Source organism: uncultured Reyranella sp. (assembly GCF_945957355.1).
GTDB lineage: Bacteria > Pseudomonadota > Alphaproteobacteria > Reyranellales > Reyranellaceae > Reyranella.
The window spans coordinates 82,352-107,933 of sequence record NZ_CAMFKM010000013.1 but is presented as its reverse complement, the minus strand read 5'-3'; the positions used below and the strand labels follow the sequence as shown (position 1 = coordinate 107,933).

Annotated in this window: 26 protein-coding genes; 6 read left to right on the top strand and 20 right to left on the bottom strand. The window is 65.3% G+C overall.

The features are described 5' to 3' along the window. Positions 1–221 precede the first annotated feature (221 nt). The 13 genes from Q0Q48_RS20510 to Q0Q48_RS20450 form a co-directional block, all read right to left on the bottom strand. On the bottom strand, positions 222–1,202 hold the full coding sequence (locus Q0Q48_RS20510) for a tripartite tricarboxylate transporter substrate binding protein (protein ID WP_295141817.1): 981 nt from the start codon (positions 1,200–1,202) through the stop codon (positions 222–224). A 275-nt stretch (positions 1,203–1,477) separates the two neighbouring features. Continuing rightward, positions 1,478–2,515, bottom strand: coding sequence for a D-cysteine desulfhydrase (locus Q0Q48_RS20505; protein WP_295141815.1), 1,038 nt, complete (start codon positions 2,513–2,515; stop codon positions 1,478–1,480). Positions 2,516–2,575: 60 nt separating this feature from the next. Continuing rightward, the gene (locus Q0Q48_RS20500) at positions 2,576–3,103 is read right to left on the bottom strand and encodes a superoxide dismutase family protein (protein ID WP_295141811.1); all 528 of its coding nucleotides are present in this window, start codon (positions 3,101–3,103) and stop codon (positions 2,576–2,578) included. A gap of 35 nt (positions 3,104–3,138) precedes the next feature. After that, positions 3,139–4,011: an SDR family oxidoreductase gene (locus Q0Q48_RS20495; RefSeq protein ID WP_295141808.1), complete on the bottom strand. Its 873-nt coding sequence runs from the start codon at positions 4,009–4,011 to the stop codon at positions 3,139–3,141. A 27-nt stretch (positions 4,012–4,038) separates the two neighbouring features. Beyond that, a complete protein-coding gene (locus Q0Q48_RS20490; RefSeq protein WP_295141806.1) occupies positions 4,039–4,668 on the bottom strand; it encodes a hypothetical protein in 630 nt (209 codons plus the stop codon). Beyond that, the gene (locus Q0Q48_RS20485; RefSeq protein WP_295141803.1) at positions 4,665–6,335 is read right to left on the bottom strand and encodes a transporter substrate-binding domain-containing protein; all 1,671 of its coding nucleotides are present in this window, start codon (positions 6,333–6,335) and stop codon (positions 4,665–4,667) included. The genes Q0Q48_RS20490 and Q0Q48_RS20485 overlap by 4 nt, the downstream gene beginning before the upstream one ends. Before the next feature lies 1 nt (position 6,336). Next, the gene (locus Q0Q48_RS20480; protein WP_295141800.1) at positions 6,337–7,032 is read right to left on the bottom strand and encodes a methyltransferase domain-containing protein; all 696 of its coding nucleotides are present in this window, start codon (positions 7,030–7,032) and stop codon (positions 6,337–6,339) included. 3 nt (positions 7,033–7,035) lie between these two features. Then, positions 7,036–9,150, bottom strand: coding sequence for an adenylate/guanylate cyclase domain-containing protein (locus Q0Q48_RS20475; protein WP_295141797.1), 2,115 nt, complete (start codon positions 9,148–9,150; stop codon positions 7,036–7,038). 84 nt (positions 9,151–9,234) lie between these two features. Then, on the bottom strand, positions 9,235–10,629 hold the full coding sequence (locus Q0Q48_RS20470) for an amidase (RefSeq protein ID WP_295141795.1): 1,395 nt from the start codon (positions 10,627–10,629) through the stop codon (positions 9,235–9,237). 10 nt (positions 10,630–10,639) lie between these two features. Continuing rightward, on the bottom strand, positions 10,640–11,098 hold the full coding sequence (locus Q0Q48_RS20465) for a GNAT family N-acetyltransferase (protein WP_295141792.1): 459 nt from the start codon (positions 11,096–11,098) through the stop codon (positions 10,640–10,642). Between the two features lie 4 nt (positions 11,099–11,102). Further along, positions 11,103–11,309 carry a cold-shock protein gene (locus Q0Q48_RS20460; RefSeq protein ID WP_230553054.1) on the bottom strand — a complete coding sequence of 69 codons (207 nt, stop codon included), beginning with the start codon at positions 11,307–11,309 and terminating at the stop codon, positions 11,103–11,105. 214 nt (positions 11,310–11,523) lie between these two features. Beyond that, entirely contained in the window at positions 11,524–13,035 is a 1,512-nt protein-coding gene (locus Q0Q48_RS20455; RefSeq protein ID WP_295141788.1) for a UxaA family hydrolase, read from the bottom strand. 110 nt (positions 13,036–13,145) lie between these two features. Continuing rightward, positions 13,146–14,012 (bottom strand): DMT family transporter, encoded by an 867-nt coding sequence (locus tag Q0Q48_RS20450; RefSeq protein ID WP_295141785.1) that lies wholly within the window; start codon positions 14,010–14,012, stop codon positions 13,146–13,148. A 42-nt stretch (positions 14,013–14,054) separates the two neighbouring features. Between Q0Q48_RS20450 and Q0Q48_RS20445 the strand changes: the two genes are divergently transcribed. Together Q0Q48_RS20445 and glsA are read left to right on the top strand one after the other, a co-directional pair. Beyond that, the gene (locus tag Q0Q48_RS20445; RefSeq protein ID WP_295141783.1) at positions 14,055–14,912 is read left to right on the top strand and encodes a branched-chain amino acid aminotransferase; all 858 of its coding nucleotides are present in this window, start codon (positions 14,055–14,057) and stop codon (positions 14,910–14,912) included. 109 nt (positions 14,913–15,021) lie between these two features. Then, a complete protein-coding gene (gene glsA / locus Q0Q48_RS20440; RefSeq protein ID WP_295141781.1) occupies positions 15,022–16,857 on the top strand; it encodes a glutaminase A in 1,836 nt (611 codons plus the stop codon). On the opposite strand, the gene Q0Q48_RS20435 is transcribed toward glsA, so the two are convergent. Both Q0Q48_RS20435 and Q0Q48_RS20430 read right to left on the bottom strand, forming a co-directional pair. Then, on the bottom strand, positions 16,851–17,354 hold the full coding sequence (locus Q0Q48_RS20435) for an isoprenylcysteine carboxylmethyltransferase family protein (RefSeq protein ID WP_295141778.1): 504 nt from the start codon (positions 17,352–17,354) through the stop codon (positions 16,851–16,853). The two genes, glsA and Q0Q48_RS20435, sit on opposite strands and share 7 nt — an antisense overlap. A gap of 9 nt (positions 17,355–17,363) precedes the next feature. Then, entirely contained in the window at positions 17,364–18,422 is a 1,059-nt protein-coding gene (locus tag Q0Q48_RS20430) for a type III polyketide synthase (protein WP_295141775.1), read from the bottom strand. 245 nt (positions 18,423–18,667) lie between these two features. On the opposite strand from Q0Q48_RS20430, the gene Q0Q48_RS20425 reads away from it, so the two are divergent. Beyond that, entirely contained in the window at positions 18,668–19,303 is a 636-nt protein-coding gene (locus tag Q0Q48_RS20425) for a hypothetical protein (protein WP_295141772.1), read from the top strand. A gap of 122 nt (positions 19,304–19,425) precedes the next feature. Beyond that, complete coding sequence (locus Q0Q48_RS20420; protein WP_295141769.1) at positions 19,426–21,147, top strand: amidohydrolase family protein; 1,722 nt, start codon at positions 19,426–19,428, stop codon at positions 21,145–21,147. Positions 21,148–21,151: 4 nt separating this feature from the next. Here Q0Q48_RS20420 and Q0Q48_RS20415 read toward each other — a convergent pair whose 3' ends face one another. Next, complete coding sequence (locus tag Q0Q48_RS20415) at positions 21,152–22,801, bottom strand: NAD(P)/FAD-dependent oxidoreductase (protein ID WP_295141767.1); 1,650 nt, start codon at positions 22,799–22,801, stop codon at positions 21,152–21,154. A gap of 81 nt (positions 22,802–22,882) precedes the next feature. Continuing rightward, positions 22,883–23,566, bottom strand: a complete 684-nt coding sequence (locus Q0Q48_RS20410) for a potassium channel family protein (RefSeq protein ID WP_295141766.1) — start codon at positions 23,564–23,566, stop codon at positions 22,883–22,885. Positions 23,567–23,679: 113 nt separating this feature from the next. On the opposite strand from Q0Q48_RS20410, the gene Q0Q48_RS20405 reads away from it, so the two are divergent. Further along, the gene (locus Q0Q48_RS20405) at positions 23,680–23,811 is read left to right on the top strand and encodes a hypothetical protein (RefSeq protein WP_295141763.1); all 132 of its coding nucleotides are present in this window, start codon (positions 23,680–23,682) and stop codon (positions 23,809–23,811) included. Between the two features lie 10 nt (positions 23,812–23,821). Here Q0Q48_RS20405 and Q0Q48_RS20400 read toward each other — a convergent pair whose 3' ends face one another. Both Q0Q48_RS20400 and Q0Q48_RS20395 read right to left on the bottom strand, forming a co-directional pair. Next, positions 23,822–24,115: a hypothetical protein gene (locus Q0Q48_RS20400; protein ID WP_295141760.1), complete on the bottom strand. Its 294-nt coding sequence runs from the start codon at positions 24,113–24,115 to the stop codon at positions 23,822–23,824. 40 nt (positions 24,116–24,155) lie between these two features. Then, the gene (locus Q0Q48_RS20395) at positions 24,156–24,722 is read right to left on the bottom strand and encodes a hypothetical protein (protein WP_295141757.1); all 567 of its coding nucleotides are present in this window, start codon (positions 24,720–24,722) and stop codon (positions 24,156–24,158) included. Between the two features lie 59 nt (positions 24,723–24,781). On the opposite strand from Q0Q48_RS20395, the gene Q0Q48_RS20390 reads away from it, so the two are divergent. After that, positions 24,782–24,991 (top strand): bacteriocin, encoded by a 210-nt coding sequence (locus Q0Q48_RS20390; protein WP_295141753.1) that lies wholly within the window; start codon positions 24,782–24,784, stop codon positions 24,989–24,991. 18 nt (positions 24,992–25,009) lie between these two features. Here Q0Q48_RS20390 and Q0Q48_RS20385 read toward each other — a convergent pair whose 3' ends face one another. Beyond that, the gene (locus Q0Q48_RS20385) at positions 25,010–25,513 is read right to left on the bottom strand and encodes a pyridoxamine 5'-phosphate oxidase family protein (RefSeq protein WP_295141749.1); all 504 of its coding nucleotides are present in this window, start codon (positions 25,511–25,513) and stop codon (positions 25,010–25,012) included. Positions 25,514–25,582: the final 69 nt, after the last annotated feature.

Sequence of the window (25,582 nt, the reverse complement as noted above, 5' to 3'; positions counted from 1 at the left end):
GCATCGATGCATCGTCGGATGCTTCGGAATCAGGCGCCGACGCAGACGTCGCCGAACACCCTCCCTAGATGGGCGCTCGGCGCGGCCGCGGCAAGCGCTCATTCCCGCGCGGCCGGACGACATTGCCGCCAGAGGCAGATATCGAGATCGACCTGGTCGACCTTGAGCATGTCGGGCGCCTGCCCCACTTGGCGCTGGCGACCTCGATCGCCTTGGCCGAGTCAATCGCCAGCCGCAATGTTCCTTTCTTTCGCGATGCCCGCGAACGTGTCGACCGTGCGGTCGAACAGCTGACCGTAACCCTTGCCGTCCAGCCCGACGGGATCGAAGCCGAGATCGGCGAGCCGCGCGATCATGGCCTTGTCCTGAAGCACGGCCAGCACGGCAGCGTGGAAACGCTCGGTTACGGCAGCAGGCGTACCTTTGGGCACCAGCAGACCCTGCCATGTCGCCTGCACGAAACCCGGTGCGATCGTCTCGGCGGCCGTGGGCACGTCGACGAACGCCTTGGACCTGTGTTCACTGGTAATCGCCAGCGCCAGGAGTTGGCCGCCGCGCGCCTGCTGAGCGCCGGCCGCGAAGGTGACGACGCCGGCATCGATGTTGCCCGCGATCAGGTCCTGCAGCAGCGGCCCGCCGCCGCGATAGGGAACGTGCGTGACACGAAGGTCGCCGGACGCCCGCAGCAGCAGTTCGCTCGTCAGATGCTGGCTGCTGCCGAGTCCCGGCACACCGACGTTCAGCTTGCCCGGGTTGGCCTTCGCCGCCGCGGCGAAGGCCTCGGCGGTCACGAAGCCCGAACGCGGATGCGTGAACAGCCCCTGCGGACCGGAGATGGCGAGTGTCACCGGCTGGAAGGCCGGATAGAGCGCCGGCGTGCCCGCGACGGGCAGCGCCTCAGTGGCCGCGAACGTGTCATTGACGAGGAGGATCGTGTAGCCGTCGGGCTGGGCGCGCGAGGCGCTGAGCGTTCCCACCCGGCCGGCACTGCCACCGATATTCTCCACGATCACAGTCTGTCCGAGCCGGGCGCTGAGCGGCGCCTGGATGACGCGCGCGAAGGCATCCACGCCGCCACCCGGCGGCCACGGCACGACGATCTTCACGGAGCGGCTCGGGTAGGCAGCCTGGGCGCGCACGACGAGAGGCGCAGCCAGGGTCGCGCCGGCAAGGCCGGCCATCAGGTGACGTCGCTTGAGCATGACTTCTCCGTTCGCTGCCGCGGATGCGGAGCGTTGTGTTCGATGAGGGGTGTTTCAATCAGACGGTGTCGCGCGTCAGCGTCGACACGAAGGGCTGAATGAGCGGGAGAGCATGCGACGAAACTGGCCGCCGCCCCGCTTCGGGTCAATGAAACGGGTTCGTCGATCTGCGGCCTGATGGCGAACGAAACTTCTGCGCGCACTGTCGCGCACGGGAAGCATTGCGCGATGACCGCAATGCCTCATGGAAACGCGGCGCGGAGCGCGCTGTCGCGTCAGTCGGCGAGCTGGGTGCGGCCCAGGACCACGTCCTCGTAGACGTGCAGCGACGGCAGGCCGCCGGTGTGGATGAACAGCACCTTGGCGCCGGGCTTGAAGTGACCCTGGCGCGCGAGGCCGATCAGGCCGGCCATGATCTTTCCGGTATAGACCGGATCGAGCAGGATGCCTTCGGTGCGGGCCAGCATCTGGACGGCTTCGACCATCTTCTTGTTCGGCACCGAGTACTTGGGCTGCCAGAAGCCACCGAAGCTCTTCACCGCCGACGCCGGCACCTTGATATCCACGCCCAGCAGGTCAAGCACTGCCTGCGCTTCCTTGAGGACCAGCGGCTCCTGGTCTGCGGGGTCACGGCTGACGCCGACACCAATCAGCGGGACCTTTATGTTGTTGCCGAGGAAGCCGGCAACCATGCCGCCATGCGTGCCCGAGCTGCCCGAGCCCACCACCACGGCATCGGGAGAAAAGCCCATGTCCAGCCATTGGACCTGCATCTCCTGCACGCAGGCGACATAGCCCAGGCCGCCAATGGCGTTGGAGCCGCCGCCGGGAATCACATAGGCCTTGCGCCCGAGAGAGGCGACTTCCTGCGCCACCTTCGACATCGCCTCACCCATGTTGGTGCCACCGGGAACGACCGTGATCGCCTCGACGCCCATCAGTTCGAACATGAAGTTGTTGCCGCCCGCTTCCTTCTTGTAGGAGCCCGGCACGCGTTCCTCGATCACGAAGCGGCACTTCAGCCCTTCCTTCACTGCCGCCGAAAGCGTGATGCGGCAATGGTTCGATTGCGGAGCCCCGCACGTGACGAGCGTGTCGCAGCCCTGGGCGATCGCATCGCCCGCCAGGAACTCCAGCTTCCGGGTCTTGTTGCCGCCGGGGAACAGGCCCAGCATGTCGTCGCGCTTGATCCAGATCTCGGGACCGACGCCGCCCGGGCAGCTGGCGGCGAGGGCCTTGGTGAAGTGCGGCAAGTGTTCGATGGGCGTGGGCGCGTTGGTGTAGATGCGACGCGGAAAACGGGACAGGTCCATTCAATCAGCTCCAGGTAAGTAAACGCGCCGTCGCCCGCCGTCGCGGACGAAGCCTTCAGGTCACTCCGTGATGACGCCGCAGACGATGCGGTCGCCGGCATTGCCGGTGGGGTCCGTCTTGTAGTCGTCCGGCCCGGCATGAATGATGATCGCCGAGCCGTCGGTATCGAACACCGAATTGGGCTGTCCCTTGACCAGCGAGATCATGGAATTGGCGACGTCGATCTTCAGTTCGCCGTTGGCCGGGATGAACAGGTTGGGCATGTCGCCGGCATGCGCACCTTCGGTGGCTTCCATGCCGTGCTTCTTGGAGGCAGGATTGAAATGCCCGCCGGCGCTGGTGAAGGGCGGCTCGCACTTGCCCACCGCGTGGACATGGAAGGCATGCTCGCCCGGCGCCACGCCCTTCAGCGACATCCTGAGCAGCACGCCGTGCGGCGTCTGAACGAGCTGGACGGCGCCGACGTCCTTGCCGGTCGCGTCCTTCAGCGACGCCTTTGCGGTCGGGCTCTGGGCCTGGACGGAAAGAGAAAAGGCGGCGACTCCGGCTGTGGCGACGAGACCGCACATCACTCGGGCGAAACGCATCGTTCTCTCCTCCATGGTTAATCTGGCGGCCTACCCTACTCCAGGACCTTCGGCGGCCGGTAGAGCGGAAAGCCATTGAAGGGCTTCGATTTGTCGTGATCCGGCACCTGGTAGAAGGTCGACTTACCGTAGTTGTGCAATCCGCCGTCGACCCTCAGCGTCGCGCCGGTGACGTAGGCCGCCGCATCGCTCAGCAGGTAGACGATAGCCGCCGCGATCTCGGATTCGGTACCATGTCGTTTGGCGGGAATGCGGTCCTTGACCGACCGCAGCGCCTCGTGGGCGCGCTCGGGATAGCGGTCGAGGCCCGATGAGGCGATGAAGCCCGGGATCACGGAATTCACGCGGACGCCCGAGTGCGCCCATTCGATCGACGCACTGTAGGTGAAGTTGGTCTGGCCGGCGCGGGCCGCACCATTGTGGGCCATGCCGGGGTTGCCCAGCTCGAAGTCGGCGCCGACATTCACGATGACGCCGCCATGGGCCTCCATCGAGGCCAGATAGACCGCCTTGGAAACGAGAAAGGTCGCGGTCATGTTGTTCGCGACCACGGCGTTCCAGCCGTTCAGCGAGATGTCCTTGAGCTGCGCGGGAAACTGGCCGCCGGCATTGTTCACCAGCCCGTCGATGCGGCCGCTCCACGACATCACGCCGGCAATCGCCGCCTTGACCTCGTCCTCCCGGCGCAGGTCGGCAGAGTGGATGTAGGTATCGGGATCCCCGAGTTCCTCCCTCACCCGCTCGAGCTTCTCAATCGTCCGGCCGATGAGGGCAACGCGTGCTCCGAGCGATTTCAGCTCGTGAGCCGTGCAGCGGCCGAGGCCGGAACCGCCGCCGGTGACGATGATGGTCCGGCCCGCGAAGAGATCTGCCCGGAACACGGAGTCGTAGTGCACGCTGCCTGTCATCTTCCTCCCCACGTTTTGACGTGGAGACTATCCTTCGCGGGTGCGCAGGGCGAGGCGGCCGAGATGGCGTTGCAGGAGGCGCATCAGCGCGAACCCAGCCTGCAGCGTAATGCCGAAGCAGAGGATCCCGATGGCGAACAGCACCATCTTGTCTCCGAGGGTCGGCATCAGCTCGGCTTCGCGCAGGATGACCGCGATTCCTTCGGGCACGCCGATGGCGGCGCCGGCGCTGGACGACATGACCAGCACGAAGAAGGCACGGGTCACGTTGGGCAGGAACAGCAGTGCACCCAGCGGCGAGCCGTCGCGCAGCTGCCGCAAGGCCTCGCCGCCATTGTCGGCGACATAGGCTGCGGCATAGGGCACCAGCGACAGGGCGACCGTCATGATGCCAGACGGCGCAACGTGGACACCGAGCAGCGTTGCGTCCGACGGAATGATATTCAGCAGGAAGAACATGACAACGAAGGTCGGCGCCGCGCGCATCAGGCCGATCAGCGTCGTGGCGACCGCGCCGCGCACGCCGCCGGCCAGCTTCGCCAAGGTGAGCAGGCCACCGACGGCGAGGCCGATCAGCAGCGCGATGGCGGCGATCTCGAAATTGACCACCATGCCGGCCAGCAGCTGCGGCACGAAGTCGGGCGATATCCTGCTCATGCCGTCACCATCTGCCGGCGTTCGAGCCAGATCCTCAGTTTGTCGCACAGCCAGACTACGACCATCACTACGCAGACATAGAAGACGAGCAGCAATGAATAAGTGCTGGCCCGTCCGCTGGCGAACGAGGTGATGTCGGTCAGGGCGCTCAGGAGTTCTGGCGCGCCGATGAAGCTGGCTATCGGCGTTCCTTTCGCGGCGTTGACGAGAAATGACACGATCTGGGTCGCCGAGCGGCTGACCGCGCGCCCGAACAATTCGATGGGAGGCGCCGGCGACCCTCCCCGCTCCGCCTGCAAGGTGTGCATCGCCTCGCCGATGGCCTGTCCCGCATTGGCACCGTTCATCAGGCCGAGCGCCACGATTGCCGCACCGATCGCCACCGTCGAAGAATAGGGAAAGAGTGCCAGCGCCACCGCCGCGGAGATGACCAGCGTCAGCACGACCGGCGAGGATTGCAGGACGATGGTGAGCACACGCGCGGTCCAGCGCAGCAGCAGGAAATGCGAGCTCTGCAGCGCGCCCAGCACCAGAGCGAACAGCAGGGTCGCCCCGAGCGCGCCCACAACCAGAACCAGAGAATTCGCGATACCCGCCTTGAACAGCTGCCAGGCTGGCATCGTCTTGAACATCGGGAACTGCACGCTGATGCCCGTGTGCGTTTCCAGCCAGGTCTCGAAGGTAGTCACCTCGCCGGCAAAGGGCGTGGGCTGCAGAACCGCGCTCAACGCCGGAAGGATGCAGGCCGGATTGCTGCTTCCGGCATCGGTGTTGCACTCGGGCCGGTTCCACACCGCGCGCTGGGCCTCGAGAAAGCCGAGGCCGATGCGGTTGTGCTTCGCCACCTCGAGGAAGATGCCGTCGCGATGGAAGATCTGGCTCATCAGATCCAGGGCGCGCGCGAGGCGATCGCTCCCGGAGAGCGCCACCGCCATACCCCAGGGAAGCTGGGCGAAGCCGAATTTTCTGTCGTATGCCTTCGCGAACGCCGGATCGGTGAAATAGTAGTCGAAGAAGCTGTCGTCCTGCGCCGCCAGCACGCAGGTCTCGTCGCGCAACCTGTCGGGCAGCACGCCCGCCTCGTCGAACAGCATGAGGCGGGCATTGTGCGAGACGATCTGGGCGTTGGAGCCGTTGCCGATCGTCACGCAGATCGTGCGGCTGGCGATGTCGGGCCATTCCCTGATCGTCAGTCCCTTTGGTCCAACGATGATCGTCTCCGACCGGTAGTAATGCGGACGAATGAACCGCACCTGGCCGTCGCGCTGGGTGTTGTGGCCCATGGTCGCGATGGTGAGATCGATCTTGTCGTCGGCCAGCAGGGGAATGCGGCTCGCGGCGTTCACGCGCGTGAAGGCTGGTTCGACGCCGAGATGTTTGGCGATCTCGCGCGCCACATCGACGTCGTAGCCCGACCGGACTTGGCCCTCGCGGGTTCCGAACAGCGGATAGTATTCGCGCACGCCGACACGAATCCTGCCGTCACAGAAGATGCGGACCAGCCGGTCGAGGCCGGCCTGCTCGCACGCACCTGGCACGGCGGCAGCGGCGCGTGCCTCGTCGACCAGCTTGGCCAGAGCGGCATCGGGAGTCTCGGCGCGCACCGGCAGGCCGGCCAGCGCCACGAGCCACGCGAACACAACGAACAGAACGCGACGCAGCGCCATGTCAGCTCCGCGTCCCGGCGGCGGCGATTTCGACGATGTGCATATCGGCGAAGACGTGGGGCCCATAGCGATGGATGGAACAACCCTCCTCCGCCCGCAGAATCGAAGGTGTCATCAGGTTGATCTTTTCGTTGGCAATGTGGACCAGCAGCGTCTTCGCGATGTGCAGCGAGAGACCGTAGCGATGGAGGATCTGACGCGAGCGCCCGACGTCCACGAACGCATTGTGGGTGATGAGGGCACGGCCGTTGATCGCCAGATGATCCGACAAGCCCTCGAGGAACGGATCGAGCAGTTCGCGGCCGTCGATGCCCCCCGAGCTCCAGGTCGACAGACGGCCAGCCACTTCGAAATGATCCATCGGGAAGTGTGGCAGGTTGGCAACGACGAGGTCGAAGCGCCGTCCCGCCACCGGCTGCCACATGTCGCCCTGATGGATTTCCGCCTTGTGGCCAAGATCCTGCAGAAGCGCCTGCCCCGTGACGATGGCTTCGTCCTCGATGTCGATGCCGCAGAGGGAAGCGGCGCCGAGGGCCCCCAGCACGGCAAGGACCACGCCGCTGCCGCATCCGATCTCGAGCGCCCGGACGCCGGACACGCGGCTGGGTTCCGCGCGAAGCGCCTGGATCAGTGCAGCCGTGTATTCACTCGGCCGCAGCGCCGCGACCGCAGGAGAGGACTTGCGGACATCGAACATCGGTCAGCGCGACATCTGCAGCGGAACGAGACGCGAAGGATCGATGGTGCCCAACCGCTTCGCCATGGCCCGCGCCACCGGATCGTCGGGGTATTCCGCCATGATCTCCTGGTAGCGCGACAGCGCCGCCGCATAGTCCTCGGCGACCAACGCGTTGTAGGCGGTACGCGTGAGCTGGCAGAGACGGACCATCGCCTCGTCCGGCTCGAACTCCGGGCCGATTCCATGGGCCCCGACCAGTTCGTAGATCGGAACCTTCGAGCGGCGCCCCTTCACGGTCACGTCGTCGATCGGCCGCACGCAAAGCCGTTCCCCGGCCTCCTTGAAGACGGCGTGGCTGATGCAGATGCCCGTGCCGTACTCCTTGTTGATGCCCTCCAGCCGCGCTGCGATGTTCACACCGTCGCCCATGACGGTGTAGCTCATCCGCTCCTTGGAGCCGATGTTGCCGACCAGCACGGCGTCGCTATGGATGCCGATGCGGACCTTCAACGGCTTGGCACCGGTTACCTCCCAACCCGCGTTCAGTTCCTTCATGCCTTCTCGGATGCGCAGGGCCGCGAAGCAGGATCTCTGCGCATGGTCCTCGAGCAGCGCCGGCGCGCCCCAGAAGGCCATGACGCCGTCGCCGATGAACTTGTCGATGGTGCCGTGCTCTGTGTTGACGGCATGGGTCACGACACCGAGATAGGCCGACACGTGCTCCAGCAACTTCTGTGAGGGCACTTCCTCCGACATGGAGGAGAAGGCCTCGAGATCCGAGAAGAAAATCGTGAGGAAACGGCTGTGGCCGCCCAGCACCAGCTTTTGATCCGAGTCGAGGAGTTGGCGGACGAGGCCCACGGGCACAAAGGCGGCGAAGGACTTCACGGCCGCATCGAGGGTATCGATGGCGCGGGCGAGCACCGCAACCTCGCGGATAGGCGACTGCAGCGGCGGCAGGTTGTCCCCCTCGAGGTCCTGGATTTTCGCCACCTTGAGGGCGAGTCGCTCCAGCGGCGAGGAGATGACACTGGAGAGGAAGTAGATGATGCAGATCTGCAGGACGATCGCGATCACACCGAACAGGGCCAGTCGCTTGTTCTGCTCGTCGAAAGCGCTGGTAAAGTCGGCCAGCGGCGTAATGACGAAGAGTTGCCACTTCTTGCCGAACGCCGGCGGCAGGGTCGTGAGGCTCGCGACGTAGTGCTTTCCGCCATGCTCGAACGAGAACGTCCTCTCGCTGTCGCGTGGCCGGAAGCTGAAGGCGATCGCCGGCAGGTCGTTTCCGAGTGACGTGATGTGTTGGAGCTCGACCCTGCCGTTATGGCTCGTATAGGTCTTGGTGCGCTCCGAATTGGCGATGACCCGCCCCTGATGGTCGAGGATATAGGAGAGCGTGCCCGCACTGATCTTGCGCTCGGCGAGATAGTTGGACATTCCGTCGAGCGTGATGTCAGCGGCGGCCACGCCGCGCAGCACTCCGTCAGCATAGAAGGGAGCGCCGACGGTGAAGCCGACGAGCCCCAGTGTCGCGAAGACATCGACATCGCTGACCGAAAGGTCGTGCGTCTGCTGTGCGGTCACATACCACAGGCGCGCCCGCGGATCGTAGGACGTGGTCTGCTCGGAAAGGCCCAGTTCCTTGCGGTCCTTGTCGAGGAACAGATAGTGATCGATGGGCGACGACCCGCGCTGCGGCGTGATCCATCGGTCCGCCCAGCGCGTTCCGGGCGGTGGGAGCTTGCCCTGGATCTCGACGGCTGGGTCGATCTGTCGGGCCTGACGGAACGATCCGTCGTTCAGGCCGACATACATGCTGATGATACGATCGCTGTGTTGCAGGATGCTGAAGAGATACTTCAGCGAGCGGTTGTCATCGAAGAAATCGGGCTGCTCGGAGCCCAGGGCGGCGGCGCTCCGCACGAGCGACTTTATGGGATCGAAAAGGTGCTGGATGTTCTCGATGGCCTCGACGCTGAACCGCCCGACCAGTTCGTCGGCATTGTCGCGCGCGATCTTCTCGTTCGACACATAATTGACCGCCACGATCGCGAAGAAGACCGGTACCGTCAGCAGAACGAACAACGTCAGGATGCTCGGACGCAGCCGCAGGTTTTTCGCGAAGATGCTTGTCATTGCGCGGCGATGGGCGTCCCGGAAGTGATTGAAGCACTATAAATGAAAGGAAAATCAGCGTCCACGCGCCCTCCCGCCATGCATTTACAGCGGCGGTCGCCTCGAATGCCAGTCGGTCCGCTGCTGATAGGCATGGCCGGCCGCCAGGATCAGCCCTTCATCGAAGGCCTTTCCGACGATCTGGAAGCCCACCGGCACACCGTCCTCTGACATGCCACCCGGCAACGTGAGCGTCGGGTGGCCGCTGAGATCGAACGGCGCGGTATAGCGCAGTCGCGCTGCGACGGTCTCGGGATCGCGTCCGGCCGCCTGCAGCGCCTCGGTCGACCACACGGCCCGGGCCATCACGGGCATCAGCAGAAGGTCGACCGACGCCAGCAGGCGATTGAGTTCGCCGGTGAGAGCGGCCCGGCGGAGCTGCATCTTCGCAACCTCCGTCGCGGAGAGGCGACGGCCGTGATCGAGCAGACCGGAGAGCACTGGACCGTACTCGGCTGCGCGCGACGGATAAGTGGCTTCGTGCGCCACCGCCGCTTCGACACCACATAGAGGCACCCAGTCGCGTGCGCCCTGGTCGAATCCGTCAGGCAGCTTCACGTCGACGATCTTCGCACCCGCGTTCTTCAGAGCCTCGACTGCACCGTCGAGCGCGCGCGACGCGTCCTCATCGAGACCATGCATGTCTCTGGCGAGCCCGATCCGCCTGCCGCGTACACCCTGGTCGATCGAGGCGGCATAGTCCGGGACCGGCAGGCCGACGGAAGTCGGGTCCTCCGGGTCGGGGCCGGCGATCACGCCGAGCATGATCGCGGCGTCCAGCGCGCTGCGGGTCATCGGGCCGATATGATCGAGCGACTCGGCCAGCGCAAAGACGCCGGCGCGACTCACGCGCCCCCAGGTCGGCTTCAGTCCCGACAGCCCGTTCATCGTCGAGGGAAAGCGGATCGAGCCCCCGGTGTCGGAACCCAGCGAGGCGTAGCAGAGGCCCGCAGCCGTGGCAGCCCCCGAACCCGACGAGGAAGAGCCCGTCCAGTAGGCCGCGTTCCAAGGATTGAGCGGCGCGGGAATATTCGGATGGTGAGCGCCATAGGCCCCCTCCGTCATCTGCAGCTTGCCGAGCAGCACCGCTCCCGCTTGTTTGAGCCGGCCCACGACGGTCGCGTCCTGCGACGGCACGTTGCCGCGATGGATCTCCATACCGGCCGCGGTCGCGATGCCCTCCGTATTGCAGAGATCCTTGACCGCGATCGGCACGCCATGCAGCGGTCCCCGCGAGATACCGGACTCGGTCTCGGCGTCGAGGCGCACCGCATCGGCTAGGGCGCGATCGGCCGTGACGGTCGCATAGCTTTTCAGCCCGGGATCGACCTTGCCGATGCGGTCGAGCATCGATTCCGTCACCTCGACGGACGACAGTTTGCGCGCCTTCAGGCGCCGCGCGACCTCGTCGAGCGACAGATAGTGCAGGTCGGATGGCATGCGGGCTCCCTCACAGCGACTTCTCCATGACCTGGATATGTTCGCCGCGATAGTCGCGCTGCTCAAGCGCCGTCCAGCCCAAACCTGCATAAAGCGAGGCGGCCGAGTGTGTGAAAAGATAGAGGCGATCGTAGCCGATGCGCCGGGCCGCATCCTCGACGGCGCGAACGAGCGCCGAGGCGATGCCCTTCCCGCGGTGTTCGGCGGGAACGAACACGCTCGCGAGCCAGGGATTGCGCGGATCGCCTTCGAGATCGTCGAAGATCAGGGACGCGGTACCGACGATACCTTCATCCTCACCCAGGGCAACGAAGGCGATCGGCACACGATCGACGTTCATCTTGACCTGAATCAGAGCCCTGCGTTGCTCGAGCGTCTGGCCGGGATTGAGATGTCCCCACTCGTCGAAGCCCCAGATCGAGACCTGTTCAACCAGATCCGGACGTTCGACGAGGGGAACGATTCTCATAACCTCAGTCGGCCGCCTTGAGATTGACGGCAGCCGAACGGCCGCGCTCGGTGGCGATCTCGTAGCCGATCTTCTGGCCCTCGTTGAGGCCGTTCAGGCCCGAGCGCTCGACTGCGCTGATATGGACGAACACGTCCTTTCCGCCGTCGCTCGGCTGGATAAATCCAAATCCCTTCGTGGCGTTGAACCACTTGACGGTGCCTGTAGCCATGTCTCTCTCCTGGGCAGTTTAACGAGCAAGCAAATGCGCGCTGGCGGAGCGCTCGATGCTACCGCCTTCGACAACCGGGAATTTGGGTAAAAGCTCGGGGAAATGGCCGTGGCCGCTGTGGGCTGGGCTACCAAAGCATGGCCAAGTTCGTGAGTCGTAGGATCGCATATGAGGAACGTAACGCCGCCAGGTTAAATTGGCTGCGTCCCATCCTTCACATTGTTGCGCCTATCTTCCACGGCTCGAACTCGTCGTCCCCGATTCCCAAAAGCTCCGATTTGGTTTTCTGACCCGACGCCGTGGCAAGAATAAGGTCGAAGATCCGCCGGCCGTTCTCCTGAATGGTTTCCTCGCCATCGACGATCGTTCCGCAGTTGATATCCATGTCATCGGTCATGCGTCGATAGAGGGAGGTATTCGTGGCAAGCTTGAGTGATGGGGTCGGCTTGCAGCCAAAGACGCTGCCGCGGCCCGTCGTGAAGCACAGGACATTGGCGCCACCAGCGACCTGCCCCGTGGCCGACACCGGATCGTAGCCCGGCGAGTCCATATAGACGAACCCTTTCGCGGTGATCGGCTCGGCATATTTGTAGACGTCGACGAGATTCGTCGTGCCCCCCTTCGCCACCGCACCCAGCGATTTCTCCAGAATGGTCGTGAGGCCACCCGCCTTGTTGCCGGGAGACGGATTGTTGTTCATTTCACCGCCGGTGCGGGCACAGTAATCCTCCCACCAGCGGATGCGTTCGACGATCTTTTCGCCGACGTCCTTGCTGATGGCGCGCCGCGTCAGAAGATGTTCCGCACCATAGATCTCGGGTGTTTCCGATAGAACCGCCGTGCCGCCATTGCGCACCAGCAGGTCGACCGCCGCGCCCAGCGCCGGGTTGGCCGAGATGCCGGAATAGCCATCCGAGCCACCGCACTGAAGGGCGAGGATGAGTTCGCTCGCCGGAATGGCCTCACGCTTCACGTCATTCGCCTCGGGCAGTATCTCCTTCAGGAAATCGACGGCGCGCAGCACGGTCCTGGAGACACCGCCTTCGTCCTGGATCGCCATCGGAATGAGCTTCGGCCCTTCCTTGAGCCCCTCCGCAGTCATCAGTCCGGAGATCTGATTGGTCTCGCAGCCAAGACCGAGCACCACGACCGCGGCCATGTTGGGATGCTTCGCATAGCCCGCGAGCGTGCGGCGCAGCACGTCCATTTCGAGTCCCGACGCCGCCATGCCGCAGCCGCCGCCATGCGTCAGCGGCACGACGCCGTCGATGTTGGGGAACTGCGCCAACAGCGGTTCGAGCCGCGACGCGATCATTCGGCTGGTCGCGGCGGAGCAGTTCACGGTCGTGACGATGCCGAGATAGTTGCGTGTCGCGGCGCGGCCGTCGGCGCGCCGATAGCCCTGAAAAGTGGCCGCCGGCACGATGAAATCTGTCGGATGGGCATCGGCGCAGAAGGCATAGTCGCGCTCAAAGTCGCCCATGACGCAGTTGTGCGTATGGATGTGCGTGCCGGGACCGAGATCTTCGGTCGCGAAGCCGATGATCTGGTTGTATTTGCGCAGAGGCTCGCCCTTTTTCACCGCCCTCGTGAGAATCTTGTGACCCGGCGGTACGCGCGTCGCTGCCGCGACCTCACCCTCGACCCTGGTGCCGGACAGGATGTCCATGCGGGCGACGACGACGTTGTCGGCAGGATGCAGGCGAATGGTAAGCGGGGTCGTCATTGTTGTTTCCTCCGAAGTCGGCAGACCTTAGTACACCCCCAGCCCGCAGCAACTGCTTCCGGACCAACGATCATTGCGGGCCAATCGCATCGATCTGCCCGGCCCTGCCTTCAGGTTCCACCCAGAAGCAAGAGAATGACGCCGGCCACGCTGACGACGATGCCGAGCAACCCGATCGCATGAAGCTGCTCGCCGCGCAGGAATATCCAGCTCATTACCACGCCCATCAGCGGGAAGAGCGCGACCAGTGGTGCGACGACGGTGATGGAGCCGAGGCCCAGCGCCGCATAGAGAAGGAAGGTGGCGCTGCCGTTGGCGAAGCCGACGGCCAGGAACCACAGCACCCCACTGCGGATCGCCGGCCCTTCCCTCAAGGCGCGGCGGCCGACAAGAGACACGATCACGACGGAGGAGAGCGCATAGCCGATCGCGGCGGCGGCCAGCGGTTCGTGCCACAAGCCAAGGCCCGTCTTGATCGCGGGCTGGATCGCGCCGCGCACCAGCGCTGCAGCGAGTGGAAGTCCAAGCACCCAGACCGACCAGTGCCGGCCACCGGTGCCGCCGCGCAGCGCCAGCAAGGCCACGCCGCCGACCACCATCGCGAGGCCGGCCAACTGCACGAACCCGAGATGCTCGCCGAGGAACAGCACCGCGCCCAGCACGGCGAAGATCGGCGTCACGTTGCCGACGGCGCCGGCCACCGCCGGCCCCAGCCGCTCGTTCGAGCGCACCGCGAGAATGGAGACGACGACGGGGAAGATACAGCCGACCCCAGCGAAGATCAGCGCCGCATCGAGATTGAAGGTGCTCCAGTCGACGAACAGAATCGCCGCAAGCCACGCCACGACCAGCGCACCGCCGATCGAATAAAGCGGGGAACGCCAGGACGGCATCGTCCGCAGGCCAAACTGCGTCAGAATCAGTGCCAGTGCGAAGCAGAAGGCCGCGCCCAATGCGAGGATGGCCGCACCGCTCATCGTCTGCTATGTCCGCGCGCTTCGAGGGACGACGAGGATAGAATGGACACGCTCACCTACTGGAACGGCACCTGGCACGAAGGCAACCCGGCGATCCTGGGCCCGCGCGACCACGCCTTCTGGCTGGGCTCCATGGTATTCGACGGCGGGCGGGCGTTCGAGGGCTGCGGCCCCGACCTCGACCTCCATGCGGAACGCGTGGTGCGTTCGGCCCGCGCCATCGGCCTGAACCCGACCCAGACGCCGGAAGAGATCCTGAAGCTGATGCACGAGAGCGTGCGGCGCTTTGGGCCCAAGGCCGAGCTCTATGTCCGGCCGATGTTCTGGGCCGGCAAAGGCGGCGCCGGTCCCATCTCGGTCGATCCGGACTCCGCGCAGTTCCTGCTCTGCACCTATGTCGCGCCGATGCGCGCCGGCACGCCGCTGACCCTCGGCCTCTGCCGGTCGATCCGCCGGCCGGCGCCCGAGACCGCGCCGACCGACGCCAAGGCGAGCTGCCTCTACCCCAATTCCTCGCGCGGTGTCGCAGAGATGCTGAAGCGCGGCTTCAACAACGGCGTCGTGCTCGACCCGCTGGGCAACGTGGCGGAGACCTGCAGCTCCAACCTCTTCATTGCCCGTAACGGCGTGGTCGCGACACCCGTGCCGAACGGCAGCTTCCTGGCCGGCATCACGCGCCATCGGACGATCAGGCTCCTGCGCTCGGCCGGCATCACGGTCGAGGAGCGCACGATCCGTCCGGCGGAGCTGGAGGAAGCCGACGAGATGTTCACCACCGGCAATGCCGGCAAGGTGCAGCCGGTCAGCCGCTACGAAGGCCGCGACATGCAGCCCGGTCCGATCGCCGCCCGCGCGCACGACCTCTACATGGCCTTCGCGCGGACGCAGCGGGTGATCTGAGGCCCGCTCGCCTCCCTCCTGTCCATCGACTGAAGAATACTCCTGCCATAAAGTCCCGAGGGGCGGCGAAGCCTCGCAAGACCTGACATCTCAGCCCCACGTGCCGCAAATGGACCAGAATCGAGTTTCCACCACCGAACTCCCCCTGGCGCGATTCCTGGCGCACTGCCATGCGGACTTCTCCAAGGACGATAGCGGAGAGGTCGCCTCGTACATTCCTGAGCTGGCACTTGCCGATCCCAACCATTTCGGAATTGCCGCGACGACGGTCGACGGATTCGTCTACGAAGTCGGCGACAGCACGGTCGAATTCACCATCCAGTCGATTTCGAAAGCATTTGTCTTCGCTCTCGCCCTCGAAGCGGTCGGCGCCGACAGGGTCGAGGCGATCGTGGGAGTCGAACCCAGTGGCGACGCCTTCAACTCGATCCGGCTGAGGGCGGACAATCGCCCTTTCAACCCGATGGTCAACGCGGGCGCAATCGCCTGCGTCGGGCTGATCTGCGAAAGCGACGCCGACGGCGCATTTGAGCGCGTACGAAGCACCCTGGGGCGCTTTGCCGGACGCCGGCTCGAGGTGGACGAGCCCACCTTCCGGTCGGAGCGGGAAAGCGGTGACCGCAACCGGGCGATCGCCTATCTCCTGCGCAACCACGGCGTCCTGCAGGGCGACGTGGACAAGGTGCTGGACGTCTATTTCCGCCAATGCTCGCTCCGCGTCTCGGCGCGGGATCTGTCCGTCATGGCAGCGACCCTGGCAAACAAGGGGCGCAATCCACTGACCGGCGAGCAGGTCACGTCGTCCTATGCCGTGGCCCGCACGCTCTCCGTCATGACCAGTTCGGGCATGTACGATTCGGCCGGGGGCTGGGTCTATCGCGTCGGCATTCCCGCCAAGAGCGGCGTCGGCGGCGGCATCGTCGCGGCCCTTCCCTCGCAGCTCGGCCTGGGCACCTATTCGCCGCGCATCGACGACCAGGGAAACAGCGTCCGTGGCCTACGCACCTGCGAGGCGCTGTCGACGCATTTCGGCCTGCATATGCTTAACCGGGTCGGCGACGCGCAGACCTGCATCGCTGCCGGCTACGACGTCGGCAGCGTCTCGTCGCGCCGCAGCCGGCCGGCGCACGAGCAGGCCATCCTCGAAGCGCATCACGCAGAGTGTGCGATCCTCGAGCTTACCGGCGCATTGAGCTTCGCCAACGTCGAGTACGTGTCGCGGCGCATCAGCAGTCTCCGCCGGGGCCTGAACTACCTGATACTCGACTTCCGGCGCGTGCCCTCCGTCAGCGATGCGGCGCTGCGGTTACTTGCTGACATCTTCGACGACCTCGCGTCTGGAAGGGTCGAGATGGTGTTCAGCGGAATCCCCAAGGGAACTCCGGCCGAACAAGCCCTTCGCGGCTGGCTGGCCGACCGGCCGAGCGTGCACGTCATCGGGCTGCTGGACGAAGCGATCGAGTGGGCCGAGGACTGCATCATCCAGAGCCAGGATGGGGATCTCTATCGCGGCCACTCGGTCGACATTGCCGAGCAGGAGTTGCTGGCTGGACTGGACGCCGATGAACTGGCTGTCCTCACCAGCTCGATAGTCCGGCGCGAGTATCGAATTGGCGATCGGCTGATTTCCGCCGGAGATCCGGCATCGTCCGTGATGTTCGTATCGAGCGGGGTCGTCAGCGTCCGCCTGCACAGCGGCGTCCGGCTCGCCACTCTCTCCGCCGGCATGGCCGTGGGCGAGATGGCACTGTTGGAGAGGAGCCGGTCGGCCGACGTCTGGGCCGACACGCACGTCACCTGCCTCGAATTGTCCCTGGATGCCTTCAATGGCTTCCGCGACCGGTACCCGCACGCCGGCGAGAAGATCATGGCCAACCTTGCCCGCCTGCTTGCAAAGCGCCTGATCGTCGCCAACAACAAGATCGAGGTGCTGGCATCCTATTGAGATCCCAGCGCCGCCGATTCGGCCCGAATCCGAATCCACATCACCACAGCATTGAGCAGCGAGAAGACAAGGCCGTACCATGCCAGCCCGAACACGAGCGGCAGGACGAGGAACTCGCCCGCCACCACCCAGTAGTTCGGATGGGACAGGAAACGGTAGGGGCCGCGCTGCACCAGCGGCGCACCCGGCAGAACGATGATGCGGGTCGTCCAACGTCCGCCCAGTGAGGCGATTACCCAGAGCCGCGCGACCTGCAGGGCGGCAAAGAGGACGAGCCAGAGCAGGTTGATGTCCTGTCCCGCAGGTGCGCGATACACCGCCAGATACCAGAGACCAAGCAGCCAGGCGGCGTGCAGCACCACGATTAGAGGGTAGTGCGCCGCGCCGACCTCGTGCGCGCCCTGCGCCAGCAGGCGACGGGTGTTGCGTCGAGCCAGCACGAGTTCACCCAGCCGCTGCATCGTGACAAAGGCGAGGATGAGCGCCGCCCAGTTCATTTCCGGGTCTCAGGCGGCGAGCGTCAGCGACAGGCAGCTGCAGGTGAAGCCCGGCCCCAGCGCCGTCAGCACCGTGCGCTGCGGCAGGCCGGCTTCCATCAGTCGCTCCAGCACGAACAGCACCGTCGGCGCCGACATGTTGCCGTACCGGCGCAGCACCTCGCGTTCGTGATCGAGCGCGCCCTGGTCGAGACGCAGGGTCGTTTCCAGTGCGGTGATCACCTTGGCGCCACCGGGATGACAGGCGAAGCGATCGACCGAGCCGCGCGCTACACCGATGCGCGACAGGATGCCCTCGACCGCCGGCCCGACCTTCTGCTCGGCGAAGGGCGGGATCGAGCGATCGAAGATGACGCCAAGGCCCGTCGGGTCGACCTTCCAGCCCATGATGTCGAGCGTGTCGGGCCAAAGATGCTCACCGGCCCCTTCGATCCGGGCGAGTCCTTCCCCGCCCGAGCCGGCGCGCACGACGCAGGCTGCCGCGCCGTCGCCGAACAGGGCGGTCGCCACCATGTTGGCGGGCGTGAGCTGGTCCATGCGGAAGGCCGAAGTGCAGATCTCGATGGCGACCATCAGCACGGTCGAGCCTGGCCGCGCCGCTGCCAGACGGCTCGCAATCGCCAGGCCCGAGACACCGCCCGCGCAACCGAGACCGAACACCGGCACGCGTTCGACATCGGCGCGAAAGCCTACACGCCCGGCAACGCGTGCCTCGAGGCTCGGCGTCGCAACGCCGGTCGAGGAGATGGTGACGATCGTGTCGACCTCGGAGGCTGGGACCCCCGCGGCCGCGAGCGCCCGCATCGCGGCCTCGACGAACAGTTCCTGCGCGCCTTCGAGATAGGCCGCGTTGCGCTCGGGCCAGCCCAGCGAGGAGAGGTACCAGTCCAAGGGCATCACCGTGTGGCGCGCTTCGATTCCGGAGGTCGTGAAGACCGGCACCATTCGCTCGAAGGCGGCATAGCGATGGGCGAAGATTCCCCGCGCCGCTTCGGCCGCTTCAGTCTGCAGGAGCCGATGCGGCGGCAAGGCGCGGGCGACGGACAGCAGGGCACTCTGATGAGGCATGGTGTGTTCCTTCCGCCAACATAACCATCCCCCCACCCTCCGAGGTTCAAGTCACGTTTTCCTGACGATGTTCTCGCATCGCCAGGGAAAGATCATTGATCTTCCCAGATACGCGCAGAAGTGCTGCAAATGAAGTTGCCGGGAAAAACTTTCGTCGGCATAACCCCGCAGTCTGTTCGGAGGCGTACCAGGACCCGTGCGTGCCGGAGCCGAACATCCCGCGCGATGTGAAGGGGGAGAGACTTATGCAAGCAGACCGTCGTTCGACATTGAAGCTGCTCGGTGGCGTCGCTGTCGCGACCGCCGTCCTGCCCGTCCTGCCGTTCTCCGCGACGGCCCAGGAAGACCTCTACATTTCGTCGGCCTACCAGAACTTCAAGCGTGGCACGATCCACAGCCTCGACGAGAAGACGCGCGGCTTCGTCATCGTCTGGCAGGATCTCGGCCGAGTTAAGATGAAGGCGGCCGACCTGGTCACCAACTACGGAGCACTCCGCGTCGGCCAGATCGTTGACGTCCAGTGGTACGACTATGTCGATTTCCTGATCGCCCCCACCACGCCCGCCGTGACGGCGCGTGCCAAGGCGATGATGGCCCAGGGCGCCCGCATCGAGGGTATCCCCGGCGCGCGGGAGCGCATCCGCCTCTGGTCGATGGCCGGCATGTGCACCAAGGTCGATCTCGCGACCAATACGGTGTTCCTGATCAACGCCTCCGGTGGCGAGCCCGACAAGCCCTCACCTGACAGCGGCGAGGTCATCCAGATGCCGCAGATCGTGAGCGAGGCCGGCAAGGCCGCGCTGAAGACGATCAAGCCGGGCACGCAGATCACCACGGTGTACAGCGTGCAGACGGCGCTCCAGGTCACGATCATCCGCTAAGCATTTCTGCATATCTTGGCGATGACGCCGGGACCGCAAGGTCCCGGCGTTTTCGTGCTGGTGTTTCACTTCCCGCTACCGGAGTGCTAGGCAATCCGGAGCAACTCTTGCGAGAGGACGCCATGGCCGCCTCATACGATCTGATCGTGCGCAACGGCACCGTGATCGACGGGATCGGAACAGAGCCGCGCGAAGCCGACATCGCCATCCAGGACGGCAGGATCGCCGCCATCGGCCGTATCGACAGCACGGGCCGCCAGGAGATCAACGCCAAAGGGCTCGCCGTGACGCCGGGTTTCGTCGACATCCACACCCACTATGACGGCCAGGTTACCTGGGACGACCGCTTCTCGCCCTCCTCCGGTCATGGCGTGACGACGGTGCTGATGGGCAATTGCGGTGTGGGCTTCGCACCCTGTCGCCCGCAGGACCGCGACACGCTGATGAACCTGATGGAAGGCGTCGAGGATATCCCTGAGTTGGTGATGCGTGAGGGCGTGCCGTGGAATTGGCAGAGCTTTCCCGACTACCTCGACACGCTGTCGAAGCGGCAATGCGACATCGACTTCGCCACACAGGTGCCGCACGCGCCGTTGCGCGTCTTCGTAATGGGGAAGCGCGGCGTCGACCGCGAGCCGGCCAATGCGTCGGACTTGGCGGAGATGGCGACGCTCGTCCAGGAAGGCCTCGATGCGGGCGCACTCGGCTTCTCGACCTCGCGCTCGCTGTTCCATCGCACGCCAGACGGCGCGCTGACGCCTACCATCACCGCAGGCGAGGAAGAGCTCGCTGCGATCGCGCGCGGCATGCGCCGCGCCGGCAAGGGCGTGATCCAGCTCCTCGACGATTTCGCGGACACCACAGCCGAAGGCGCCACCGAGTTCGCCATGCTGCGCCGGCTCGTCGAGCTTTCGGGGCGGCCGCTCTCCTTCACGCTGCTCGACCTCTCGCTCTACCCTGGACGCTGGCAGACCCTGCTGCGCGAGATCGAACGGGCTCATCGCGACGGGCTGCCGATCCGCGGTCAGGTTGCGGCGCGCCCCGTCGCCGTGCTCTACGGGCTGGAACTCTCGTTCCATCCCTTCTCGACCTGCCCGAGCTATCGCGAGATCGAGGGCCTTACTCTCGAGGCCAAGCTCGCCAGGCTGCGCGATCCGGCGATGAAAGCGCAGCTCCTCGCCGAGCAACCGACCTATCGCAACCCGCAGATGCTGGCCTTCATGCGCAGCGTCGCCAACATGTTCGTGCTGGGCGATCCGCCTGACTATACGCCGCCGGCCGACCAGCGACTCGACGCGCGCGCCGCCCGGCTCGGCATCACGCCGCTCGAACTCGCCTACGATCTTCTGGCCGGTGGCGACGGCCGCACGATCCTGTTTCATCCCGGCGCCAATTACACCGACTGCTCCGACGCCAACATGGCCAGCATGCTGCGCCACGAACACACGGTGATGGCGCTGGGCGACGGCGGCGCGCATTATGGTCTGATCTGCGACGCGAGCTACACGACACATGCGCTCACCTATTGGACACGTGACCGCAAGGGCGAGCGCTGGCCTCTGCCCTGGGCGATTCAGCAACTCACCGACGTGCCCGCGCGCACGGTCGGCCTGGGCGATCGCGGGCGGCTGCAGGCGGGCTACAAGGCCGACGTCAACGTGATCGACCTCGACCGCCTCAAGGTCTCGGCGCCACGGCCGGTGAACAACCTGCCGGGCGGCGGCCGCCGACTGGAACAGAAGGCCGAAGGCTACGTCGCCACCATCGTCGGCGGCGAGGTGACCTACCGCGACGGCGCCTTCACCGGCGCCCGCCCCGGCCGGCTCGTGCGCGGCGCGCGCTGAGGCGTCAGCGCAGCGCGAACCCCTCATAGCCGTTGGCAGCGATCTCCTCGCACTTCTGGCGATACTTGGGGGCACCACCGGCATAGGCCATGAAGGTGCGCTTGAGGCGGCCGGGTACGTTCTTGTTCACGCCCGTCATCCAGGAATCGACCTTGGTGAGCAGCAGACGGGAGCCCGTCTCATAGACGTGTGCCGTCCACGTCGCCTCGGCCTCCGGGGTCGCCTCGATACGCGTGAAGCCCTTCTCGCGCATGTATCCCAGAAGGTCGGATACGAACTCGACATTCTGCTCGATACAGCGCGGCAGGTTGCAGAAGGTGGCCGCATTGTGGGGGCCGACCAGCGTCAGCATGTTGGGGAAACCCGCGATGTTCAGGCCGAGATAGGTGTGCGGCCCGTCGGCCCATTTGTCGCGCAGCTTCTCGCCATTGCGCCCCTGGAAGTCGATGCGATCGAAGGCGCCGGTGATGGCGTCGAACCCGGTCGCGTAGATGATCATATCGAAGACGTAGTCGACGCCACCGACCCTCAGACCGGTCTCGGTGATGCGCTCGATCGGCGTCTCGCGGATGTCGACCAGCTTCACATTGGGCTGGTTGTAGACCTCGAAGTAGCCGCTCTCGAGCGGAACCCGCCGCGTGCCGTAGCCGTGGTTGGTCGGGATCAGCTTGTCGGCGATCTTCGGGTCCTTCACGCGGGCGCGGATCTTCTTGACCACGAATTCCGTCAGAGCGTCGTTGGCCGCCTGGTCCATGAGCACGTCGCGGAAATTGCCCTGCCAGAAGGCGAAGCCCGGCGTGTTGTAGAGCTTCTCGAAGAAGGCCTCGCGCTCCTCCGGGGTCACGTCGGTCGAATGGCGCGGATCGGCGGTGTGGACGAAGCAGCCCCAGTTCTCGCGGCACTGGGCGAAGATCTGGTCGTAGCGCGAGCGAATGTCGGCCATTGTCTCCGGCTCGATCCGGCTGTTGCGCAGCGGCGTGCACCAGTTGGGGGTGCGCTGGAACACGGTGAGCTCGCCCACGGTCTTGGCGATCTCGGTGATCGCCTGCACGCCCGACGCGCCGGTGCCGATCACGGCGACCTTCTTGCCCGTGAAGCTGACGGGATGATGCGGCCACAGGCCGGTGTGCCAGGACTCGCCCTTGAAATCCTCGATGCCGGGAATGGTCGGCATGGTGGGCGACGACAGCGGCCCGATGGCCGTGACAAGGAAGCGGGCGCGGGCGCGGCCGCCCGTTTCGAAGGTCACCTCCCACTCATTGGCCGCCTCGTCCCAGTGCGCGGCCTTAACGCGGGCGTTGAAAGTGATGTCGCGGCGCAGGTCGAACTTGTCGGCGATGAACTCGCAGTAGCGCAGGTTTTCGGGCTGGCCGGAGAAGTGCTCCTTCCAGTCCCATTCCGCGAGCACCTCGGGAGAGAAGGAGAAGCCGTAGGTCCAGCTCTCGGAATCGAAGCGCGCGCCGGGGTAGCGGTTCCAGTACCAGGTGCCGCCGACGCCGCCGCCTGCCTCGTAGACGCGGGCCTTGAAACCCATCTGGCGCAGCTTCAGGAGCTGGTACATGCCCGAGAGACCGGCGCCTATGACGATGACGTCCCAGTGTTCGACGGTGTCGGCCGTCTCGCTCGCCCGTGTTGCTCCAGCCGCGATAACCATGGCGTTCCTCATCTGGTTTTGCCGAAGAGTATAGCGTGGCCAGCAGATTTTGGACGATGCGCAGAGCGAGATTGTCTGCCGCTAGTTCAGGGGCTTCGGCGACCCGTACAGGTTGGCCAGACGCGCGATCAGGAAGGCGACGTACATGACGCCCAGCACCTGCTCGATCACGATCAGGGACCGTGCCATCGGCGTCGCGGGCGTGATCTCGCCGAATCCTGTGGAGGTCAGCACCGTAAAGGAGAAGTACATCAGGTCCGGCCAGTTGAGCTTGCCGTCCGGACCGTGGGCTATGGCGGCCGTGAAGGCGTTGGCCTGGAAGACCTGGAGGAAGCCGAACAGGCTGGCGAAGGACATGGCGATCAGGATGTAGGCGGCCACCGCACCGAACACCTTGTCCGTCGTGATCGGCCGGCGATCAAGCACGTAGTGCAGGAGCGCGATGGTGATTGCCCCCACGAACAGCGCCGTGGCGCCGAGTGCGATGGGTCGCAGCCCGCTGTAGCCCATGCGATCGGCGATCAGCGCGTCAATGGTGATGAACCCAAACAGGCCCAGCCCCCAGAGTACAGGCCGCTCGAGTCGCAGCGCCCACACCGCCAGCACGAGCACGACGAACAACGCCACGCCCAGCATCGAGCCGCCGATCGCCGAGACGGCCAGCAAGGGGTTGAGGAGGATGAACAAGGTGAGCGCAACCACGAGGGCGCTGCAGCGGTTGCGCCGCACGTACGCGATGCGGCGCAGCATTCGATGTCGGGTCATGATTCAGGCTCGGGCCCCCGCCCCGTTATCATCAGTCTCGGGCACGCAGACTGCGAAACCTGGCAACCAAAGGCAAACGGCCGGCGTTCCTCGGGCAGATGGAGAATTTCGTCATGTTCCGCAGGATCTTTGCTTCCCTCGGTTTGCTCGTCCTAGTCCTGACCGCCTGCGATCAGCAGGTCTTGATTGCTGGACCGTCGCCGGATCCGGGCCGCTACGAGATCGTGGGGCTGGTGGCCGAATGACGGTGGGGAGCTAGCCCCGCCACAACGTCCACAGGACGCCGGCCACCAGTCCCAGTGCGATGAATCCGACGAACAGCAGCACGGCGGTTCGCGCCCGTGTCAGATGATGGTGCCCCTGTGTAGTGGTTTCATGCGGCTGTAGGCGCGTGCCGAATTCGTATTTCTTCGAGACCTGCCCGGCCGCATGGGCCTTGCCGTGCACGCTCAGGAATTGCACGAAGTGCCAGAGCGCGCCCAGCGCCGCGAACATGCCCAGCAGCCAGAACGGCGCGAAGAGCATCCAGATTTCTACGTCAGTACCCAAGAGATCCCCCTGATATGGGTTCTCTCTTAGGCCGGATCCGCTAGCGGGCAAACCACGGATTGAAGGGGAAACGCTGCCACCGCCGGTCGTCGAACAGGACCATGAACAGTTGGGCAAACATCTGGCCGAGCCGCGGGTCGTCGGGTCCGTTCGCTTGCGTCCACGCCGTGGTCTGCGAAAGCGCGAGGTCGTTGCGGCAATAGACGCCGAACACGTAGACGCGGCCGGGTGTGGGCGGCTTCAGGAAGTACAGCCCCGCACAGACTCGCGCCGCAGTGAGGTCGTTTGCCGGCGAAAAGACGAGCACCAGGCGGTAGCTGGGCCGCAGTTCCTCGGGTGGCAACTGGTAGGTGAAGGTGAGAGCCGGCCTAGGCTTGTTCGCTTGCATCACCGGCAGCAGCCGTTCCTTGACCTGTTCCAGCGGCCATTGGGGAAAGGGATTGCCCGCGACGATCACCTGGAACAGGCGGCCGTCGGTCGCGGCCCAGAACTCGGAGAAGTCGTATTCGGGGGCGTAGTCGAAACCTCCGACCGTCTGCGCTCGGAGCGGCGCCGCGAGGGTGAGGCAGCCCAAGGTCACCAGGAGGACACACCGCAGACGGGCCATTTGTGGAAACCTTGCCAGGCTGAAAGGCGTTTTTTCGGGTACGCAACGGAGTTGAGCACATGATGAAGGTCGTCGGCATTTCCCTTCTGGCTCTCACCCTCGCCGCCTGTGGCGACACGTGGGGCCAACGGGCTGTGACGGGCGGCGGCATCGGTGCGGGCACCGGTGCCCTGATCGGCGCTCTCACCCCGATCGGCCTGCTGCCCGGCGCGCTGGTGGGCGGAGCCGTGGGTGCCGGCGTGGGTGCAGCGACGACGCCGCGCCGCTGAGGCAACCGCACCGCCGCGTCAGCGCACGCGGACGCGGCGGCGCTCGGCCAGGTTGGTCGGCTGATCGCCGATCAACGCAGCCTTGGCGAGCTTCAGTATCTGAACGCCTCTGTTGGCCTTCACATCCCAGTATTCCGCCTCGGCGACCAGGACTGCGACCAGGGCAAGGTCCGGATCGTCGACACCGCCCGGGAACCAGGTCTTGGCCACCGTGCTCCACAGTTCCTGCTTCTTGACCGGGTCCTCGACGAGGCGGGCGGTGCCAGTCACCGAGACATACATATCGGCGCCCGGATCGGCGTAGACCACATTTACGTCCGGTGACGCGCTGAGATCGGCCAACGGCTGACCAGATCGCGACATGAAGAACCAGATAACTCCGCCGCGATCAGCCTCGCCGTTCTGGGTCGTCATTGGCCGCGAATAGAGCTGGCCCTCGGTGCCCTGGATGGTCAGCATGCCGAACCGGATATTCTTGATCATGTCCCAGAGCTTGCTGGTATCGACGGTCTGCGCGGTCATCGCATGCCCCTCCTCGTCCTTGGGATTCGCGACACAACGACCGCGCGGAACGCCGGTTCCGCATCGACC